This is a genomic window from Rhizobium sp. WSM1274 (assembly GCF_025200775.1).
Lineage (GTDB): Bacteria > Pseudomonadota > Alphaproteobacteria > Rhizobiales > Rhizobiaceae > Rhizobium > Rhizobium leguminosarum_I.
Window position 1 is genome coordinate 192,631 of the sequence record NZ_CP104140.1, and the last position, 16,341, is coordinate 208,971.

A 16,341-nucleotide genomic window follows, 5' to 3' on the forward strand; every position below is an offset into this window, starting at 1 on the left:
ATACTGCTGAGACAAGCATTTTCGACAACGGGACGAGTGCGCCTGCCGATGCACGCCAGAAAAGACAGCCTTCCCGCCAGCATTCTCGCCTCGATCAGGAGCAGGAAAAAGCGGCTCGACCCAGCCTATACCGAGGCAAGGCCGCGCAGTGCGGGAACGCTGATCGCCTCCTACAACGTACACAAGTGCATCGGCACCGACCGCCGCTTCGATCCGGAACGCACCAGCCGGGTGATCCATGAAATCGGCGCCGACGTGATTGCGCTCCAGGAGGCCGATACGCGCTTTGGCGAACGCACGGGCATTCTCGATCTCGGCCGGCTGGAGCGGGAGACGGGACTGATCCCGGTGCCGATTGCCGGCATGGCGAAGGCGCATGGCTGGCACGGCAATGTCGTGCTCTTCAAGAAGGGGCTGGTGCATGACGTGCACCAGGTCAAGCTGCCGGGACTGGAGCCGCGCGGGGCGCTGGTTGCCGAAATCGAACTCGAGCAGGGCGGGGTGCTGCGCATCATCGCCGCGCATTTCGGATTGCTGCGCCATAGCAGAGCCCAGCAGGCCCGCACGCTGGTCGAACTGATCAACGACAGGCACGAGATGCCGACCATCCTGCTTGGCGACCTCAACGAATGGCGGCTCGGCGACCGGTCTTCGCTCAACACCTTCCAATCCGCCTTCGGCGAGCTGCCGGCCGCCGTACCGAGTTTCCCCGCCGGCCTGCCGCTTCTGGCCCTCGACCGGATCATCGCCAACCGCAAGGGGATCATTTCGGAGGTGGAAGCGCATGACACGCCACTGGCGCGCATCGCCTCCGACCACCTGCCGATCAAGGCGCTTGTCGATCTGGAGCCGGTGGCCACTTAGAGCCGGTCGGAGACTTTGCACTACGCCAATCACCTTGCCGCAGTCTACGATGAGCTTAAGCTCCGCTGCCTATGTCCAACTGGTCACGGTGCGCGCCACTATTCAGCCCTGATAGGGCTCCGAAGGGGAGCAGCCAGCTTCAAGGCGAGCGTGGGGAATCGTAACGCCGACTCACTTATCGACATCGTCGTCACCATTCCGCTCAAGCATCTCCAGATGCTCGGCGCACGTCGTCTTGACCAGTTCAAGCAGCAAAGCGTTTTGCTCTGCAAGCCAGGCAAGAGCCTCCTCGCTGATCTCGTAATGTTTGGAATAGCGAGCCTTCACATAGGCCTCGTTCAATGTGTTGAACCAGGCGCGTTCCTTGTGCTGATCACGCGGAAAGGCTTCGGCCAGCCGGCGGTCCTGCTCCTCCGCGAGCGAGCGCAGAAATTTGATGTTATGCGATGGTGGGCCGTAGTTGGTCAGAGTGAGCAGAACGCAGGAATAGGCTTGCTCGAGGGATTGATGCATAATGAACGCGGCTTCGTTGTAGTCCTTCTCACTCAGGCAGAACATCGAAACCTTGTCCGCGCTTCTTGAAGTCGGCTGTGCCTTCCTTCAGCGCGTCCTCGAATTCCTCGTGGAGGATTTCCAGAACCCGGCCGAGTTCTCGCTGCTTGCGAAGCGGCATATGATCGAGCGACGACTTCATGAAACACCGATAGGCGAAAGATCCTGCACCGTCCAGCCGCAGTTTTCACATTGTACGACCCTAGGTTCGCGTCGGAATACGTGCACTTTGGTCCACCCTGCCGACGCACCCTTAACGTTCGCCAAGGCACTGTGGCTGCCCTGGCATACTCTCGGGAAATTCGAGAACCCGTTGGGCGCATATCGTCCGGCCGGGGCTCCATTCCGCCGGCGTCGCCGGCTCTACGAAATCAGCTGAAGCAGTCTTCACGCCTTTCGCCGCGACGATTTCTTGGGCGAAGCATGTTGCACCGTCAAACCGATAGCCGCGACGCAGCTTGCGGCTGGTCATGCGCTCACAGGCAGTATCAGCCTCTTCGGGTGTATCGTACAGTTCTACCATCAGCCGGCCTTCGGTACCGATCCGGCCCCAATTACGCATGAGAGAGCTGCCTCCGAATAACGTCGGCTGGATAGACAGACGATAGAAACGCGCCATATTCCGGGACGGACCCATCCGGTAGAGCAGCATAATGTCAGCCGTTGTATCCATGATCGGATCATGCGCGCTCACCAATTGGCCGTCCAACGAGTTTCCTGAATCGGTCGTGGCGGATCGATTCATGTTCTTGATGCATGCTACTGCCTGACGGCTTCTTCAGCACCCGGTGAAGAACTCTTGCCGACGATCGGCGATGAGAAAGCCGACCTTGCCGATGGCAGCTGGCTGTCGCCCAAGATGGCTTGCTGCCCGGCGCAGATATGCGAAAGGAAGACCCATCCAGCTCGTGTAAGACGTCCGGGGCAGGACTCCTGCACGAGGTGGCAATCGGATCGCCATGGTATTGTCCCCTGACGGTCGCTATTCAGGACTATTCCCGTTCACCATGCCGCCTTTTTAAGAGGCCGGCCGCCATCAGCGTCAACCCGCAAGGGGTTCCCCTACGCTTGCGCTCCGGTGACGCCTGCGGCTCGCCCCCTTCTTCGGGCGCCATCGGGAATGGTCCCGAGCAACCGAAGGAGACAATACCATGGCCACCACGATCGCAATCCTCACCGCAAAGAGCGACGGCACCCTCGAAGGCATCTTCGCTACCATCCGGGTCAACGCCCCGATCGCCATCATCCCGAACGCCAGCAAGGCGAGCGAGGAAGCTCCCGACTACCGCATCATCCACCGCAAGACCGGCTTCGAGATCGGCGCGGGCTGGAACCGCATCGCCCGCTTGACCGGCGAGGAATATCTTGCAGTGAAGCTGGAGGCTCCTGAAATCGGCGTGATCTTCGGCAATCTCGCACAAGCCCCCGGCGGCGAGCCGAACCGCAAGGTCATCCTCTGGAACAACCCGAACTGAACGACAGACCGTCGGCCTCGAGCGATCGAGGCCGACTTTCAGAATGCCTCTGCCGCGAGCCTTGTTGTTATTCGAGCCGTCAAGGGCATCGAGCCCGTTGCCGGCTTTTCCGGTGCCATACCGAGAGGGAAGGTCTGCTCAGTCCCTCCGAGGGTGCCATGGCGACATGCAGGCCTCAAGGACGAGCGGTGCCCCCAATTTTGTCTCCGCTCCGGTCCCCTCCGCTTTGGCAAAATCGGCTCCCCCACTCGCCGGCTCCGCCGGTTGCTTCGCAATCCCTGCCCCCTGCATACCGCCATGACCGCAGGCGTCGTCTTTCACAAACGTCAAGGAGACGACAATGACCACTTGCATCGACGAAATCATCGCGCTGCTGCAGGCTGAGCTTCGGAACGCCGATACGGCCGAGCGTCGGCAGATCGAGAACGAGCTCGAACTGGCGCTGGCCGAACGTGAGGTGATCTGGGCCGAGCAGGACGGCCGCATCAAGGCTGAGCCTCCGTTCTGACGGAAGCTTAACGCCGTGCCCGTGAGCCACGCCGGCCGGATCGACCGGCCGCCAGGCTATCGTGGGTTTCACCCCTCGACACTCCCCGCCGGCTGATGCCGGAAACGGTCGCGTCCCCTTTGGGGCCGCGGGCCTCTTCTCTCTCTGACGTCCTATTTTACTCCAGCAAATCCGGCGTCAAGGACGGCGCGGTCTCCCCCAATTTTGCCGCAAGCGACAAAATCGGTTCCCCCGCTTGCGAGCCGCGTTCCGCGGTCCTTGACCCCTCTTTGCCGAGGAGTGGCCGATCTCCGTCATCAAGATGAAGGAGATCACATTATGACATCCGACCAGAACCTCATACTCTACAGCAAGCTTGCCGGTTTCCGGCTCGTCGTCCTCGCAAATCGCTTCGGCTGCGACACCGATTTCTCGCGAAAACTTCACGACCGTCTGATTGAAGGACTCGAGGCGGCAATCGCTCGAATCCAGATGATGATGGCATTGGAACGACGTGTTCTCACCGGAAAGGATGAAATCGCCGAATATCAGCTGCAGGGCGAGACGGAGATATTCGGGCGCTTCACCATCAATCTGCTGGACGACCTCGAAATCGATTTCGACACGCATGAATACCGCATCAATGGCAGCGAGTGGATCAACGCTTTGACGGCGGATGACGGCGGGGTCGATATCGCCTATCCGGAGCTGGTCGCGCTGCCCGAGGAGCAGCTGAGCTCGCTGGCGCCGATCGTAAAGGAAATCACGCAGGAAACTGGAATTCCGGTTGATGCCGCTCGTGTCTCTATGGCCGGCGCAGGTAAGGACGAACCGCCATAAGCAGCTCACCACTCCTGGCGCTTAGCAGCTGGGGCTGTAAGTTGACGTCCCAGCTTTTCTGGGTTCGCGTTTCGGTCGTCCCAGCTTGGGATCGCGTGCGAAACGGTCACGCCGGTCTTGAAAGACCACTTCGTCCAACTGTTCCTTTCGTTCAATGAGGTGATTCCAGTAAATAGACTACCTAGAATAAATCAGTTAAATGGGCTAATGTGCCCCGGCAAAAGCGGCATCGGCCTTGGCAGGCCGATCGGTTTGAGGGCGCAATATACGTCGCTGGCGCGACGTGCGCGCATGAGGTGGAGACGGCAGTGGCGATCATGTTCGTCAGAGCGCAGGTGATCGGCAGGGGAGGGGGACGCAGCATCGTCTCGGCTGCCGCCTATCGTCATCGCACTCGGATGATGGACGAACAGGCTGGAACGTCGTTCAGCTATCGGGGCGGGGCGTCCGAGCTGGTGCATGAAGAGCTGGCGCTACCGGACCAGACGCCGGATTGGCTGCGCGCGGCCATCGACGGTCGCACCGTTGCAGCGGCGAGCGAGGCGCTGTGGAACGCAGTCGATGCTTTCGAGAAACGGGCGGACGCGCAGCTCGCTCGCGAGCTGATTATCGCCTTGCCGGAGGAACTGACGCGGGCGGAAAACATCGCACTGGTGCGCGAGTTCGTGAGGGATAATCTCACCTCAAAGGGCATGGTTGCGGACTGGGTGTTTCACGACAAGGACAGCAATCCGCACATCCATCTGATGACGACGCTAAGACCGCTGACGGAAGAGGGATTTGGACGCAAGAAGGTGCCGGTCACCGGCGAAGACGGCACGCCGCTGCGGGTCGTCACGCCGGATCGTCCGAACGGCAGGATCGTCTACAAGCTCTGGGCCGGCGACAAGGAAACCATGAAGGCCTGGAAGATCGCCTGGGCGGAAACGGCCAACCGGCATCTGGCGCTTGCCGGCCATGAGATCCGGCTCGACGGACGCTCCTATGCCGAACGAGGGCTGGACGGCATCGCTCAAAAACATCTCGGTCCGGAAAAGGCAGCATTGGCCAGGAAGGGCAGGGAACTCTACTTCGCGCCGGCCGATCTCGCCCGTCGCCAGGAGATGGCCGACCGGCTGCTGGCCGATCCTGCGCTTCTGCTGAAGCAGCTCGGCAACGAACGCTCCACCTTCGATGAGCGCGATATCGCCAAGGCGCTGCATCGATACGTCGACGATCCCGCCGACTTCGCCAATATCCGCGCGCGGCTGATGGCATCGGACGATCTCATCATGCTGAAGCCGCAGCAGATCGACGCCGAAACGGGCAAGGCGAGCGAACCTGCCGTCTTCACCACGCGCGAGATCCTGCGCATCGAATATCAGATGGCGCGGTCGGCGCAGGTTTTATCGGAACGTCGCGGTTTTGCCGTTTCGTCACGGCATGTCGCGGCCGCCGTCAGACACGTCGAGACCGGCGATCCCGAAAAGCCTTTCAAGCTCGATGCAGAACAGGTCGACGCCATTCGTCATGTCACCGGCGACAATGGCATTGCCGCGGTGGTCGGCCTTGCCGGCGCCGGCAAGTCGACCCTGCTTGCCGGCGCACGTATTGCCTGGGAACACGATGGCCGCCGGGTGATCGGTTCAGCACTTGCCGGCAAAGCGGCGGAAGGACTGGAGGATAGTTCCGGCATCAGGTCGCGAACACTCGCCTCCTGGGAACTCATCTGGGCCAATGGACACGAGACGCTTCACCGCGGCGATGTGCTGGTCATCGACGAGGCCGGCATGGTGTCGTCGCAGCAAATGGCGCGCGTGTTGAAGATTGCCGAAGAAGCCGGCACGAAAGTCGTGCTGGTCGGCGATGCGATGCAGCTCCAGCCGATCCAGGCGGGTGCGGCGTTCCGGGCGATCACCGAGCGGATCGGTTTTGCCGAACTCGCCGGCGTGCGGCGCCAGCGTGAGCCGTGGGCGCGCGAGGCCTCGCGACTGTTCGCCCGTGGCGAGGTCGAGAAAGGTCTCGACGCCTATGCGCAGCAGGGTCACCTTGTCGAGGCGGCGACGCGCGACGAAATCATCGGGCGGATTGTTTCCGACTGGACGGATGCCCGTCGCGCGCTCGTTCGGGAAACTGCCGAAGGCGCAAACACGACCCGCCTTCGCGGCGACGAACTGCTTGTGCTTGCCCATACCAATCAAGACGTGAAGCGTCTGAACGAAGCGCTGCGATTGGTGATGACGGACGAGGGCGCGCTGGGTGCGGGTCGCTCATTCCGGACCGAACGCGGGGCGCGGGAATTTGCCGCCGGCGATCGCATCATCTTCCTGGAGAATGCCCGTTTCCTCGAGCCCCGTGCTCCCCGTCTTGGTCCGCAATATGTGAAGAACGGCATGCTCGGCACGGTCGTGTCCACCGGCGACAAACGTGGCGACACATTGCTCTCGGTCCGTCTCGACAATGGTCGTGATGTCGTCATCAGCGAGAACAGCTATCGCAATGTCGATCATGGCTACGCCGCGACCATTCACAAATCACAAGGGGTCACCGTCGAGCGAACCTTCGTGCTTGCCACCGGCATGATGGACCAACATTTGACATATGTGTCGATGACCCGCCATCGCGACCGGGCCGATCTCTATGCCGCCAAGGACGATTTTGAAGCGAGGCCGGAATGGGGCAGGAAACCACGTGTCGATCATGCCGCCGGCGTCACCGGTGCGCTTGTCGAAACCGGACAAGCCAAATTCCGACCGAATGATGAGGATGCCGACGACAGTCCCTATGCCGACGTGAAGGCGGATGACGGAACCCTTCATCGTCTCTGGGGTGTGAGCCTGCCGAAGGCGCTCGAGCAGGGTGGGGTCTCGCAAGGCGATACAGTGACCCTACGCAAGGACGGTGTCGAGAAGGTCAAGGTTCAGGTTCAGATCGTTGACGAGCAAACCGGCCAGAAACGGTTCGAGGAAAAAGAAGTCGATCGCAATGTCTGGACTGCCAAGCAGATCGAAACCGCCGAAGCTCGCCTGGAGCGCATCGAGCGGGAAAGCCATCGGCCGGAAGTGTTCAAACAACTCGCCCTGCGGCTGTCGCGCTCCGGCGCCAAGACGACAACACTCGATTTTGAGAGCGAGGCCGGTTATCGCGCCCATGCTGACGACTTTGCCCGACGCCGTGGTCTCGATCATCTTTCGCTTGCCGCAGCCGGGATGGAGGAAAGCCTTTCCCGGCAGTGGGCGTGGATTGCGGAAAAGAGGGAGCAGGTGGCTGAGCTCTGGGAGCGGGCCAGCATGGCGCTCGGCTTCGCGATCGAGCGGGAACGGCGGGTCGCTTATAGCGAGCAACGGACCGAACCCCAACCTGTCTCGGAGGCGGATGTAGCTGGTGGCCGATATCTGATCGCGCCCACCACGGTCTTTGCCAGGAGCGTGGAGGAAGACGCTCGACTGGCACAGCTTTCGTCGCCGGCGTGGAAAGAGCGGGAGGCGATCCTGCAGCCGTTGCTGGAGAAGATCTATCGTGACCCGGATGCGGCGCTGTCTGCGCTGAACGCGCTTTCATCGGATATGAGCATCGAACCCCGCAGGCTTGCCGACGATCTTGCCGCAGCACCGGATCGGCTTGGCCGGCTGCGGGGTTCTGATCTCATCGTCGACGGTCGTGCGGCCCGCGACGAACGAATTGCCGCGATCACCGCCTTGACGGACCTGCTGCCGCTCGCCCGCGCCCATGCGACCGAGTTCCGAAGAAACGCCGAGCGGTTCGAAAGCCGCGAGCAACAGCGTCGCACCCATATGTCATTGCCGATCCCGGCGCTCTCGAAAACAGCGATGACACGTCTTGCGGAAATCGAGGCGGTGCGCAGGCAAGGTGGTGACGATGCCTACAAGACCGCCTTTGCACTTGCCGCCGAAGATCGCTCGTTCGTCCAAGAGGTCAAGGCGGTCAGCGAGGCGCTGAGCGCCCGCTTCGGCTGGAGCGCCTTTACCTCAAGGGCCGATGCGGTTGCCGAACGCAACATGATCGAGCGTATGCCGGAAGACCTTGCGAGCATCAGCGGCGAGAAGCTGATCCGGTTGTTCGAGGCCGTGAAGCGCTTTGCCGACGAGCAGCATCAGGTCGAGCGGCGGGATCGTTCGAAGATCGTTGCGGCGGCCAGTGCCGATCAGGGGATGGAGGCAGACAAGGAGAATGCCGCCGTGCTGCCCATGCTTGCCGCTATCACCGAGTTCAAGAACCCGCTCGACGAGGAGGCGCGCTCGCGTCTGCTCTCAGATCCTCTCTATCGCCAGCAGCGTGCCGCGCTGGCGGCCGTGGCATCAACGATCTGGCGCGATCCGGCCGACGCTGTCGGCAAGATCGAAGACCTGCTTGCCAAAGGATTTGCTGGCGAGCGCATCGCCGCTGCGGTGACCAATGATCCCGCCGCCTATGGTGCCTTGCGCGGTTCCGATCGCCTGATGGACCGGATGCTGGCCGCCGGCCGGGAGCGGAAAGTGGCGGTGCAGGCCGTGCCTGAGGCCGCCGCCCGCCTGCGCGCGCTCGGTTCGGCCTACGTCAATGTGCTCGATGCCGAACGCCAGGCTGTTGCCGAAGAGCGGCGGCGCATGGCGGTCGCCATTCCCGGCCTGTCGAAGGCGGCCGAAGAGGCGCTCATGCGGCTGACCGCCGAGGCGAGGAACAACGGTCGCAAGCGGAACGCACCGGCGGTTTCTCTCGATCCGACTATTCGCCAGGAATTTGCCGCCGTCAGCAGGGCGCTCGATGAGCGCTTCGGCCGCAATGCCATCATTCGCGGCGAAAAGGATCTCATCCACCGCGTGCCACAGATGCAGCGCAATGCCTTCGAGGCGATGCAGGAAAAGCTGAAGGTTCTGCAGCAGGCCGTCCGCAGGGAAAGCAGCGAGCAGATCATCTCAGAACGGCGTCAGCGGGCCGTCAGCCGTGGGCATGGACTCTGAGACCAACCGAAGAGGGCTCCGTGAGTTTAGTGCTGTTTCTTTTTGCCTGTTCCTCCGAATCCGAGGCAAGTCAAAAGCTCGAAGGCTCCTGGGCTACGAGCGGAGGTTGTGTGATTGATGAGCAGATCTGGAAGCGCGCTGGAAAAGGGCGGGGGCGGTCAATCGTCTTCAGTCGGCGGCTGAAACGTCACCCGCCGGATGACGTTCAATATGATCTCGAATATCCGCTTGCGCATGATATCTCTCCTTCGCGATCATATTCCGCCTCTTGCCTCTTGCCTTCAAACGAGCTTATCGTCGGCCTCGAATGACTTGAGGTTATGGATGAAACGCGGACGTCTGCCGTTGACGGCCTTGCGCAGTCGGCGGGCGTCTCGAAAGCTTCACGCTGGCGGCGCAGGAGCTGTTCATCTCGCAGGCAGCGGTCAGCCGCCAGATACGCGAGCTGGAGACGTTGCTGGGCGAGGCCCTCTTCGAGCGCCGCCATCGCGGGGTCCACCTGACCGCCTCGGGCAACAAGCTGCTGGCGATCCTGACGTTATCCTTCGACCGGATCGACGAATGCCTGGAAGAAATTCGCAGCCGGCCGGCAACGGCAGCGGTGACGATCAGCGTGGAACCTTCCTTCGCGGCGTGCTGGCTCGTTTCCCGCCTGCCGGAGTTTCGGGAACGGCATCCTGAGATCGACGTGACAATCGACGCCGATTCGCGCCTGGTCGAATTCCGGGGCGGCCAGGCTGAGATCGCCATCCGCCACAGCGCGGTCGTCACCGCCTGGCCAAGGGCCGAGAGCGAACATCTCACCGATGCCAGCATGATAGCGGTGGCAGCGCCCGCCTTGTTCGAGGCCGGGCCGGCGATCAAGAGGCCGAAGGACATTCTGCGCCACACGCTGCTGCACGAGGAAAACCGGGACGTGTGGTCGAGGTAGTTCGAGGCGGCTGGCATCGCCATGCCGGAAACGGCGCGGGGACCGATCTATGCCGATGGCGGCCTGGTGATGCAGGCGGTCCTGCGCGGGCAGGGCATAGCGCTGATGGACGAGATCTTCGCCGAGGAGGAGATCAAAGCAGGCCGGCTGCTTCGCCTCTTCGGTCTTGCCATTCCTGACGGCGCCTACCGGCTCGTTGCCCGCAGTTTCGAACGGCTCAGCCCAGCTGCCTCGCTCTTCGTGCGCTGGTCGGGTCCCGGATCGGGGGATATTGAACTGGGCGTCGGCGAGGGCGATCTAATGCCTGTGCAGCTCGGCCTCGGTCAGGACCGCGATGAAAGAACGCAAACCCTGCGGCACTGATCCGAAGTTTGTTGGCCCTATGGTAAGGGCTGAGTGCTTTGTCTTTGAGGGTTTCGGGTGCCCCCGCCAGTAACTCGGAGGCGATGACGATCATCAATTCTGATGTCGCCTCGTCGAAGCCCTGATAAGCCATGCGTCAAATTCGTGGTCATGCGCAGCTACGCATAATCCGTCCAGCTTTGCTGCCCGAAATGCCTTCGGCAGATTGCTCGACACGAGCATTAATACCGCTTTTTGGCGAGCGACAAAGTCAAGCACACTAACTGCGGGTTTGACGTTTAATTAAACAGAAATCCCTAAAATTCATACAGTGCTTACCAAGAGCCAAGTTTGTGACCTGGCCTGACATCGTTCCAAGGAGTGAATACATGCGCAGGCCTACCGTCCGAACCTCCCTGATCGTCATCAATCTGACGTTTGCGTCCATTTTTCTCGGCTTCGCAATGTTCTCGCTGAGTAGCGTGCGAGCGGTAAATGAGGACACTACTGCCATTGCCAGGAATTGGCTGCCAAGCGTTTCCGTCGTCAGGAACATTCAACTCCAACTTCAGAATATGAAGTTCGCATATGCCAATCACATCATGTCCCTCAGTGACGAAGCGATCGCGGCGGCTGAAAAGCAGGTTACCGCACAGAGGGAAGAGCTGGCAAAAGCGATCGAAGCCTATAACGCGTTGATATCATCGCCTCACGAGAAAGAATTACTGGAACAGATCGCAAAAGGCGCAACCGACTACGCGAATGCGGCCGAGCCGATGCTCGAGAAATCTCGTAAGAACGACAACGATGCGGCGAAGGTCATTTTCTACAACGATATGGAGCCCATTATCCAAGAAGCCGACAAGGACGCTAGCGAGCTGCTTTACATCAACGTGAAGGGTTCGGATGCCTCATACGAGAGCAGCGAGCTAACCTATAGCGCGATCCTCTGGAGCACCTGGGGCCTTATTGCCTTAGTCTTGGCGATTGTCGCTGGCGCGATTGTCTACGTTGCCGCGCAGATCGCCCGTCCAATCAATGCGATTACGGGTTCGATGACCGGGCTTGCTGCAGGCAACACGGCGGCAATCATTCCTTATGCCAGCCGAACCGACGAAATCGGCTCGATGGCTGGGGCGGTCGAAGTTTTCAGGCAGACGGCATTGGCCAAGATCAAAGCGGATCAGGAAATTGAGGTAAGTCGCGCCCTTTCAGAAGGTGAACGCCAGAGACGTGAGGAGATTGACCGTGCGCGAGCGGCGGCGATGGCTCAGGCGACGAACGGATTGGCCGGAAACTTGAAGAAGCTGGCTGACGGCGATCTCACAATCCAGATCAGCGAGCCATTCGATGCTGATTTTGAGGCGCTAAGGAGCGACTTCAACAGTGCCGTGGCCCAGCTCTGTCGCACGCTGACCAAAGTGGCCGGCTCGACAGTGGGTATCGACAGCGGATCGAACGAGATCGCCAACAGTGCGAACGACCTCGCAAGACGCACCGAGCAGCAGGCGGCGGCTTTGGAACAAACGGCGGCCGCGCTGGACGAAATCACAGCAAACGTCGCCTCATCTTCCAAACGCGCCGAGGAAGCCCGGAAGGTTGCCGCTGAGGCCAACGCCAGCGCAATGACGTCCGGCCAGATTGTCACACAAGCAGTCGAAGCAATGAGCCGCATCGAGCAATCTTCCAACGAGATATCGACCATCATCGGTGTCATTGACGAAATCGCCTTTCAGACGAATCTCCTCGCGTTGAACGCAGGTGTTGAAGCTGCACGCGCGGGCGAAGCTGGCAAGGGCTTCGCGGTCGTTGCACAGGAGGTACGCGAGCTGGCGCAGCGCTCGGCAAAGGCGGCAAAGGAAATCAAATCGCTCATTCAAACATCGAGCGGGGAGGTGGCAACAGGTGTCGAGCTGGTCTCGAAAACCGGCAGTGCCTTGAAGCAGATCGGTGAGCTCGTGGTAGCAATGAATCAACACGTCGAAGCGATCGCAGTATCGTCGCGCGAGCAGTCGACAGGTCTCGCTGAGATAAACACGGCAGTTAACAGCCTCGATCAGACGACCCAACAGAATGCTGCGATGGTCGAGGAGGCGAGTGCCGCCTCCACGTCGCTGGCGAACGAGACCGTTACGCTACGCGAGCTGATTGGACAATTCAAAGTGGGTGACGGAACGGGACACCAAGCCTATACTTTCCGCAAGACTGCATAGTTCACTTGTTATCGATCGGACTAAAAGTTCACTCGATGATTACGTCGCCGTGAACGCACCGTTGCGTCCGCCAAATCTCGGATTCGCATGCCGATTCTCGGTCAACGGGCGTACAAATTGGCAATTGACAGGATGGTAGCGCTCTCCGCGTGATGTCCAGCTAAGCCGCTTTTTGGTCCGGCGCCAAACCGCACATTGGCACGAATGCACTATGACACTCGCAACCTCCCAATAAGAACGGAGAACGGGCTTGCCACCATGCATGTTGGCTGAACCAACGCGAGTTCGTTCCCAACAAACACCCTTGACGCCTTGCCCTCTTTGAGAAATGCTAAGATGTCAGACCAATTTCAAGCTCTGACTGCCTGATAAGAAAATGGGGAACCATGAAGGCAAATCGTAGCGATAGGCCGGTCATCCGGCCGCTTCCGGTCATGGACCGCGCGCGTCAGGTGACCGATGCGCTGGCGGATTATGTCGAGGAAGCCAGGTTGAAGGCGGGCGATCGGCTGCCGGCCGAGCGCGAGCTGATGGCAGCCCTTGCCGTCGGTCGCTCGACCATTCGCGAGGCGATCCGCCACTTCCAGGCGCTCGGCGTCATCGAGACGCGCAAGGGCAGTGGCACCTATCTGCTGAAACCGGTTTCCAGGGCGACGATCCACATGCCGCTGTCGCTCGACGCGGTCCATTTGCGCGACGCGCTGCTGCAGACGCTGGAGGTTCGCCGCGGCATCGAATGCGAGGCGGGCATGGTCGCGGCGCGGCGGCGCACGAGCACGGATCTCGTCGTCATCGAGGAAAAGCTCAACGCGATGGAGCGGGTGCACTTGGAGAAAGGCACCTCCGGGCCAGAGGATCTGGCCTTTCACCTCGCCGTCTACGACGCCACCCACAATCCGCTGTTTCGCCAGCTTCTAGAGCAGATGCGCGAGACCTTCGAGCGCTTCTGGGAACATCCGTTCGACCGGCAGGATTTCGCCCGCCGGTCCTTTCCCTTTCACCGCACCCTTTTCAACGCGATCGCTGCCGGGGATCCCGAGGCGGCGCGCGCCGAAACACTGAAAATTCTCGATATCGTCGAGGAAGACATCAAGGAAATGTCCAAATGAGCAACGGCGCAGAACCGTTCGATCTTGCTTCCCTCATCACCGCACATGACGAGGGCAACTTCGCTGACGCCGTCGTGCCGCCGATTTTCCAGACCTCGCTTTTCACCTTTTCCGATTACGAGGACATGATCGCCTCCTATCGCGGCGAGAAGGTGCGGCCGATCTATACGCGCGGCCTGAACCCGACGGTACGCGCCTTCGAGGAAATGCTCGCCAAGCTCGAAGGTGCCGAGGATTCGCTGGGTTTTGCGAGCGGCATGGCGGCAATCTCGTCCTCGGTGCTGAGCTTTGTCGAGCCGGGCGATCGCATCGTCGCCGTCAATCATGTCTATCCCGACGCCTTCCGCCTGTTCGGCACCATCCTGAAACGGATGAAGATCGAGGTGACCTATGTCGACGGGCGCGACGAGGAAGCGGTCGCCAGGGCGCTGCCCGGCGCCAAGCTTCTGTACCTGGAAAGCCCGACGAGCTGGGTGATGGAGGCCCATGACGTCGGTGCGCTCGCAGCGCTCGCCAAGCGGCACGGTGTTGTCTCGATGATCGACAACAGCTGGGCAAGCCCGTTCTTCCAGCGGCCGCTGACGCTCGGCGTCGATCTCGTCATCCATTCGGCCTCGAAATATCTCGGCGGCCACAGCGATGTGGTGGCGGGCGTCATCGCCGGCTCGAAGGCGATGATCGCCCGCGTCAAGGCCGAGGCCTATCCTTATCTCGGCGGCAAGCTTTCACCGTTCGACGCCTGGCTGCTGATCCGCGGATTGCGCACGCTGCCGCTGCGCATGCGGGCCCACGAGACATCGGCGCTTGAAATCGCCAGGCGCCTGCAGAAGCTCGACGTGGTGGAGACGGTCTGCCATCCGGGGCTCGCCAACCGCCTGCCCGCCGGCCTCATCGGCACCTCGGGCCTGTTTTCCTTCATCTTCCGCGAGGGCGTCGATATCCGCACCTTCGCCGATCACCTCAAGCTCTTCAAACTGGGCGTAAGCTGGGGTGGACATGAAAGCCTGATCGTACCGGGCGAGGTGGTGCTTCAGCAGAAGGCACAGCCGAATTCCGCACATGCCTTCGGCATCCATGCGCGATCCGTACGTCTCCATGTCGGCCTCGAAGGAACCGAGGCTCTGTGGAGAGACATCGAGGAGGCGCTCGCCGCCGCCTCACAATCCTGAAACCCGAGAGAAACCTAATAAGGGGGAACTGAGCCATGAAAAAACTAATAGTCTCGACGCTCTTTGCTTCGATGATGGCGGGTACGGCCTTTGCCGATACGACGCTCAAGCTTGTCGAAGTCATTACCAGCCCGGAGCGCACCGAAACGCTGAAATCGATCGTCGGCAAATTCGAAGCCGCCAATCCCGGCACCAAGGTCGACATCATCTCGCTGCCCTGGAACGAAGCCTTCCAGAAGTTCGCGACCATGGTATCGGCCGGCGACGTGCCCGATGTGATGGAAATGCCCGACACCTGGCTGTCGCTCTATGCCAATAACGGCATGCTCGAGAGCCTGGAGCCCTACCTCGAAAAGTGGGAACACACCAAGGAGCTGACGCCGCGCGCACTCGAACTCGGCCGCGACATCAAGAACACAGCCTATATGCTGCCCTACGGCTTCTATCTGAGGGCGATGTTCTACAACAAGAAACTGCTTGCCGAAGCCGGCGTCGCCGCGCCGCCGAAGACGATGGAGGAATTCACCGCCGCTTCGGAGAAAGTTTCCAAACTGTCCGGCAAATACGGCTACTGCATGCGCGGCGGACCAGGCGGCCTCAACGGCTGGATGATCTTTGCCGCCTCGATGGCCGGCTCGAACAAGTACTTCAACGACGACGGCACCTCGACGATGAACAGCCCCGGCTGGGCCAAGGGCATCGAATGGATGGTCGATCTCTACAAGAAGGGCTATGCGCCGAAGGATAGCGTCAACTGGGGCTTCAACGAAGTCGTCGCCGGCTTCTACTCCGGCACCTGCGCTTTCCTCGACCAGGATCCCGATGCGCTGATCGCCATCGCCGAACGCATGAATAAGGATGATTTCGGCGTGATGCCGTTGCCGAAGGGTCCTGACGGCAAGTCCTTCCCGACGATCGGCTATGGCGGTTGGTCGATGTTCACGACCAGCGGCAACAAGGATCTCTCCTGGAAGCTGATCGCCACCCTCGAAGGGCCGGAAGGCAATATCGAGTGGAACAAGCGCATCGGCGCCCTCCCGGCCTATACGGCGGCCGAGAAGGATCCGTTCTATGCCGGTGACCAGTTCAAGGGCTGGTTCGAGGAACTGGCGGACCCGAACACGGTACCAACCGTGATGCCGACGTACCTCGAGGAATTCGCCTTCTTCAAGGATTCGCTGGCGATCAAGACCTCGCAGCAGGCATTGCTCGGCGATATCTCGGCAAAGGATCTGGCCGACCAGTGGGCTGACTACCTCACCAAGGCGCAGCAGAAGTTCCTTGCCAAGAAATAGCGGATAGCGGGCTTTGAGCCAGAAGCCCCCTCATCCGACCCTACGGGCCACCTTCTCCCCGAGGGAGGAGGGAACGGAAACGTTGCGGCATATTCCCTTCTCCCCAGCGGGGAGAAGGTGCCGG

General features: G+C 60.8%; 11 protein-coding genes and 2 pseudogenes. 11 read left to right on the plus strand and 2 right to left on the minus strand.

The genetic code is table 11. The annotated features are described in order from the left end of the window. Positions 1-48: 48 nt before the first annotated feature. Positions 49-864: an endonuclease/exonuclease/phosphatase family protein gene (locus tag N2600_RS30690; protein ID WP_260299694.1), complete on the plus strand. Its 816-nt coding sequence runs from the start codon at positions 49-51 to the stop codon at positions 862-864. A gap of 171 nt (positions 865-1,035) precedes the next feature. On the opposite strand, the pseudogene N2600_RS30695 reads toward N2600_RS30690, so the two are convergent. Beyond that, positions 1,036-1,558: pseudogene (locus N2600_RS30695) on the minus strand (HEPN domain-containing protein). A gap of 111 nt (positions 1,559-1,669) precedes the next feature. Then, positions 1,670-2,125, minus strand: coding sequence for a WGR domain-containing protein (locus tag N2600_RS30700; protein ID WP_260299695.1), 456 nt, complete (start codon positions 2,123-2,125; stop codon positions 1,670-1,672). Positions 2,126-2,567: 442 nt separating this feature from the next. Here N2600_RS30700 and N2600_RS30705 point away from each other — a divergent pair, with 442 nt between their 5' ends. The 10 genes and pseudogenes from N2600_RS30705 (at position 2,568) to N2600_RS30750 (ending at position 16,217) form a co-directional block, all read left to right on the plus strand. Further along, positions 2,568-2,891 carry a DUF736 domain-containing protein gene (locus N2600_RS30705; RefSeq protein WP_260299696.1) on the plus strand — a complete coding sequence of 108 codons (324 nt, stop codon included), beginning with the start codon at positions 2,568-2,570 and terminating at the stop codon, positions 2,889-2,891. A 340-nt stretch (positions 2,892-3,231) separates the two neighbouring features. After that, positions 3,232-3,399: a hypothetical protein gene (locus N2600_RS30710; RefSeq protein ID WP_170281847.1), complete on the plus strand. Its 168-nt coding sequence runs from the start codon at positions 3,232-3,234 to the stop codon at positions 3,397-3,399. Between the two features lie 318 nt (positions 3,400-3,717). After that, the gene (locus tag N2600_RS30715; RefSeq protein WP_260299697.1) at positions 3,718-4,218 is read left to right on the plus strand and encodes a hypothetical protein; all 501 of its coding nucleotides are present in this window, start codon (positions 3,718-3,720) and stop codon (positions 4,216-4,218) included. Between the two features lie 308 nt (positions 4,219-4,526). After that, positions 4,527-9,158, plus strand: a complete 4,632-nt coding sequence (gene traA / locus N2600_RS30720) for a Ti-type conjugative transfer relaxase TraA (protein WP_260299698.1) — start codon at positions 4,527-4,529, stop codon at positions 9,156-9,158. A 20-nt stretch (positions 9,159-9,178) separates the two neighbouring features. Continuing rightward, entirely contained in the window at positions 9,179-9,469 is a 291-nt protein-coding gene (locus N2600_RS30725; protein WP_260299699.1) for a hypothetical protein, read from the plus strand. A gap of 13 nt (positions 9,470-9,482) precedes the next feature. Continuing rightward, a pseudogene (locus N2600_RS30730) lies at positions 9,483-10,364 on the plus strand (LysR substrate-binding domain-containing protein). Positions 10,365-10,820: 456 nt separating this feature from the next. Beyond that, a complete protein-coding gene (locus N2600_RS30735) occupies positions 10,821-12,644 on the plus strand; it encodes a HAMP domain-containing methyl-accepting chemotaxis protein (RefSeq protein ID WP_260299700.1) in 1,824 nt (607 codons plus the stop codon). Positions 12,645-13,030: 386 nt separating this feature from the next. Beyond that, complete coding sequence (locus N2600_RS30740; RefSeq protein WP_260299701.1) at positions 13,031-13,753, plus strand: FadR/GntR family transcriptional regulator; 723 nt, start codon at positions 13,031-13,033, stop codon at positions 13,751-13,753. After that, entirely contained in the window at positions 13,750-14,922 is a 1,173-nt protein-coding gene (locus N2600_RS30745; protein WP_260299702.1) for a PLP-dependent transferase, read from the plus strand. Before N2600_RS30740 ends, N2600_RS30745 begins: the two co-directional genes overlap by 4 nt. A gap of 35 nt (positions 14,923-14,957) precedes the next feature. Next, positions 14,958-16,217, plus strand: coding sequence for an ABC transporter substrate-binding protein (locus N2600_RS30750; protein WP_222295270.1), 1,260 nt, complete (start codon positions 14,958-14,960; stop codon positions 16,215-16,217). Positions 16,218-16,341 lie beyond the last annotated feature (124 nt).

Bases quoted from the DNA above. Each gene is read 5' to 3' on its own strand.
- N2600_RS30715 (WP_260299697.1), top strand. From the start codon at position 3,718: ATGACATCCGACCAGAACCTCATACTCTACAGCAAGCTTGCCGGTTTC.
- N2600_RS30750 (WP_222295270.1), top strand. From the start codon at position 14,958: ATGAAAAAACTAATAGTCTCGACGCTCTTTGCTTCGATGATGGCGGGT.
- N2600_RS30740 (WP_260299701.1), top strand. From the start codon at position 13,031: ATGAAGGCAAATCGTAGCGATAGGCCGGTCATCCGGCCGCTTCCGGTC.
- N2600_RS30710 (WP_170281847.1), top strand. From the start codon at position 3,232: ATGACCACTTGCATCGACGAAATCATCGCGCTGCTGCAGGCTGAGCTT.
- N2600_RS30735 (WP_260299700.1), top strand. From the start codon at position 10,821: ATGCGCAGGCCTACCGTCCGAACCTCCCTGATCGTCATCAATCTGACG.
- N2600_RS30690 (WP_260299694.1), top strand. From the start codon at position 49: ATGCACGCCAGAAAAGACAGCCTTCCCGCCAGCATTCTCGCCTCGATC.
- N2600_RS30745 (WP_260299702.1), top strand. From the start codon at position 13,750: ATGAGCAACGGCGCAGAACCGTTCGATCTTGCTTCCCTCATCACCGCA.
- N2600_RS30705 (WP_260299696.1), top strand. From the start codon at position 2,568: ATGGCCACCACGATCGCAATCCTCACCGCAAAGAGCGACGGCACCCTC.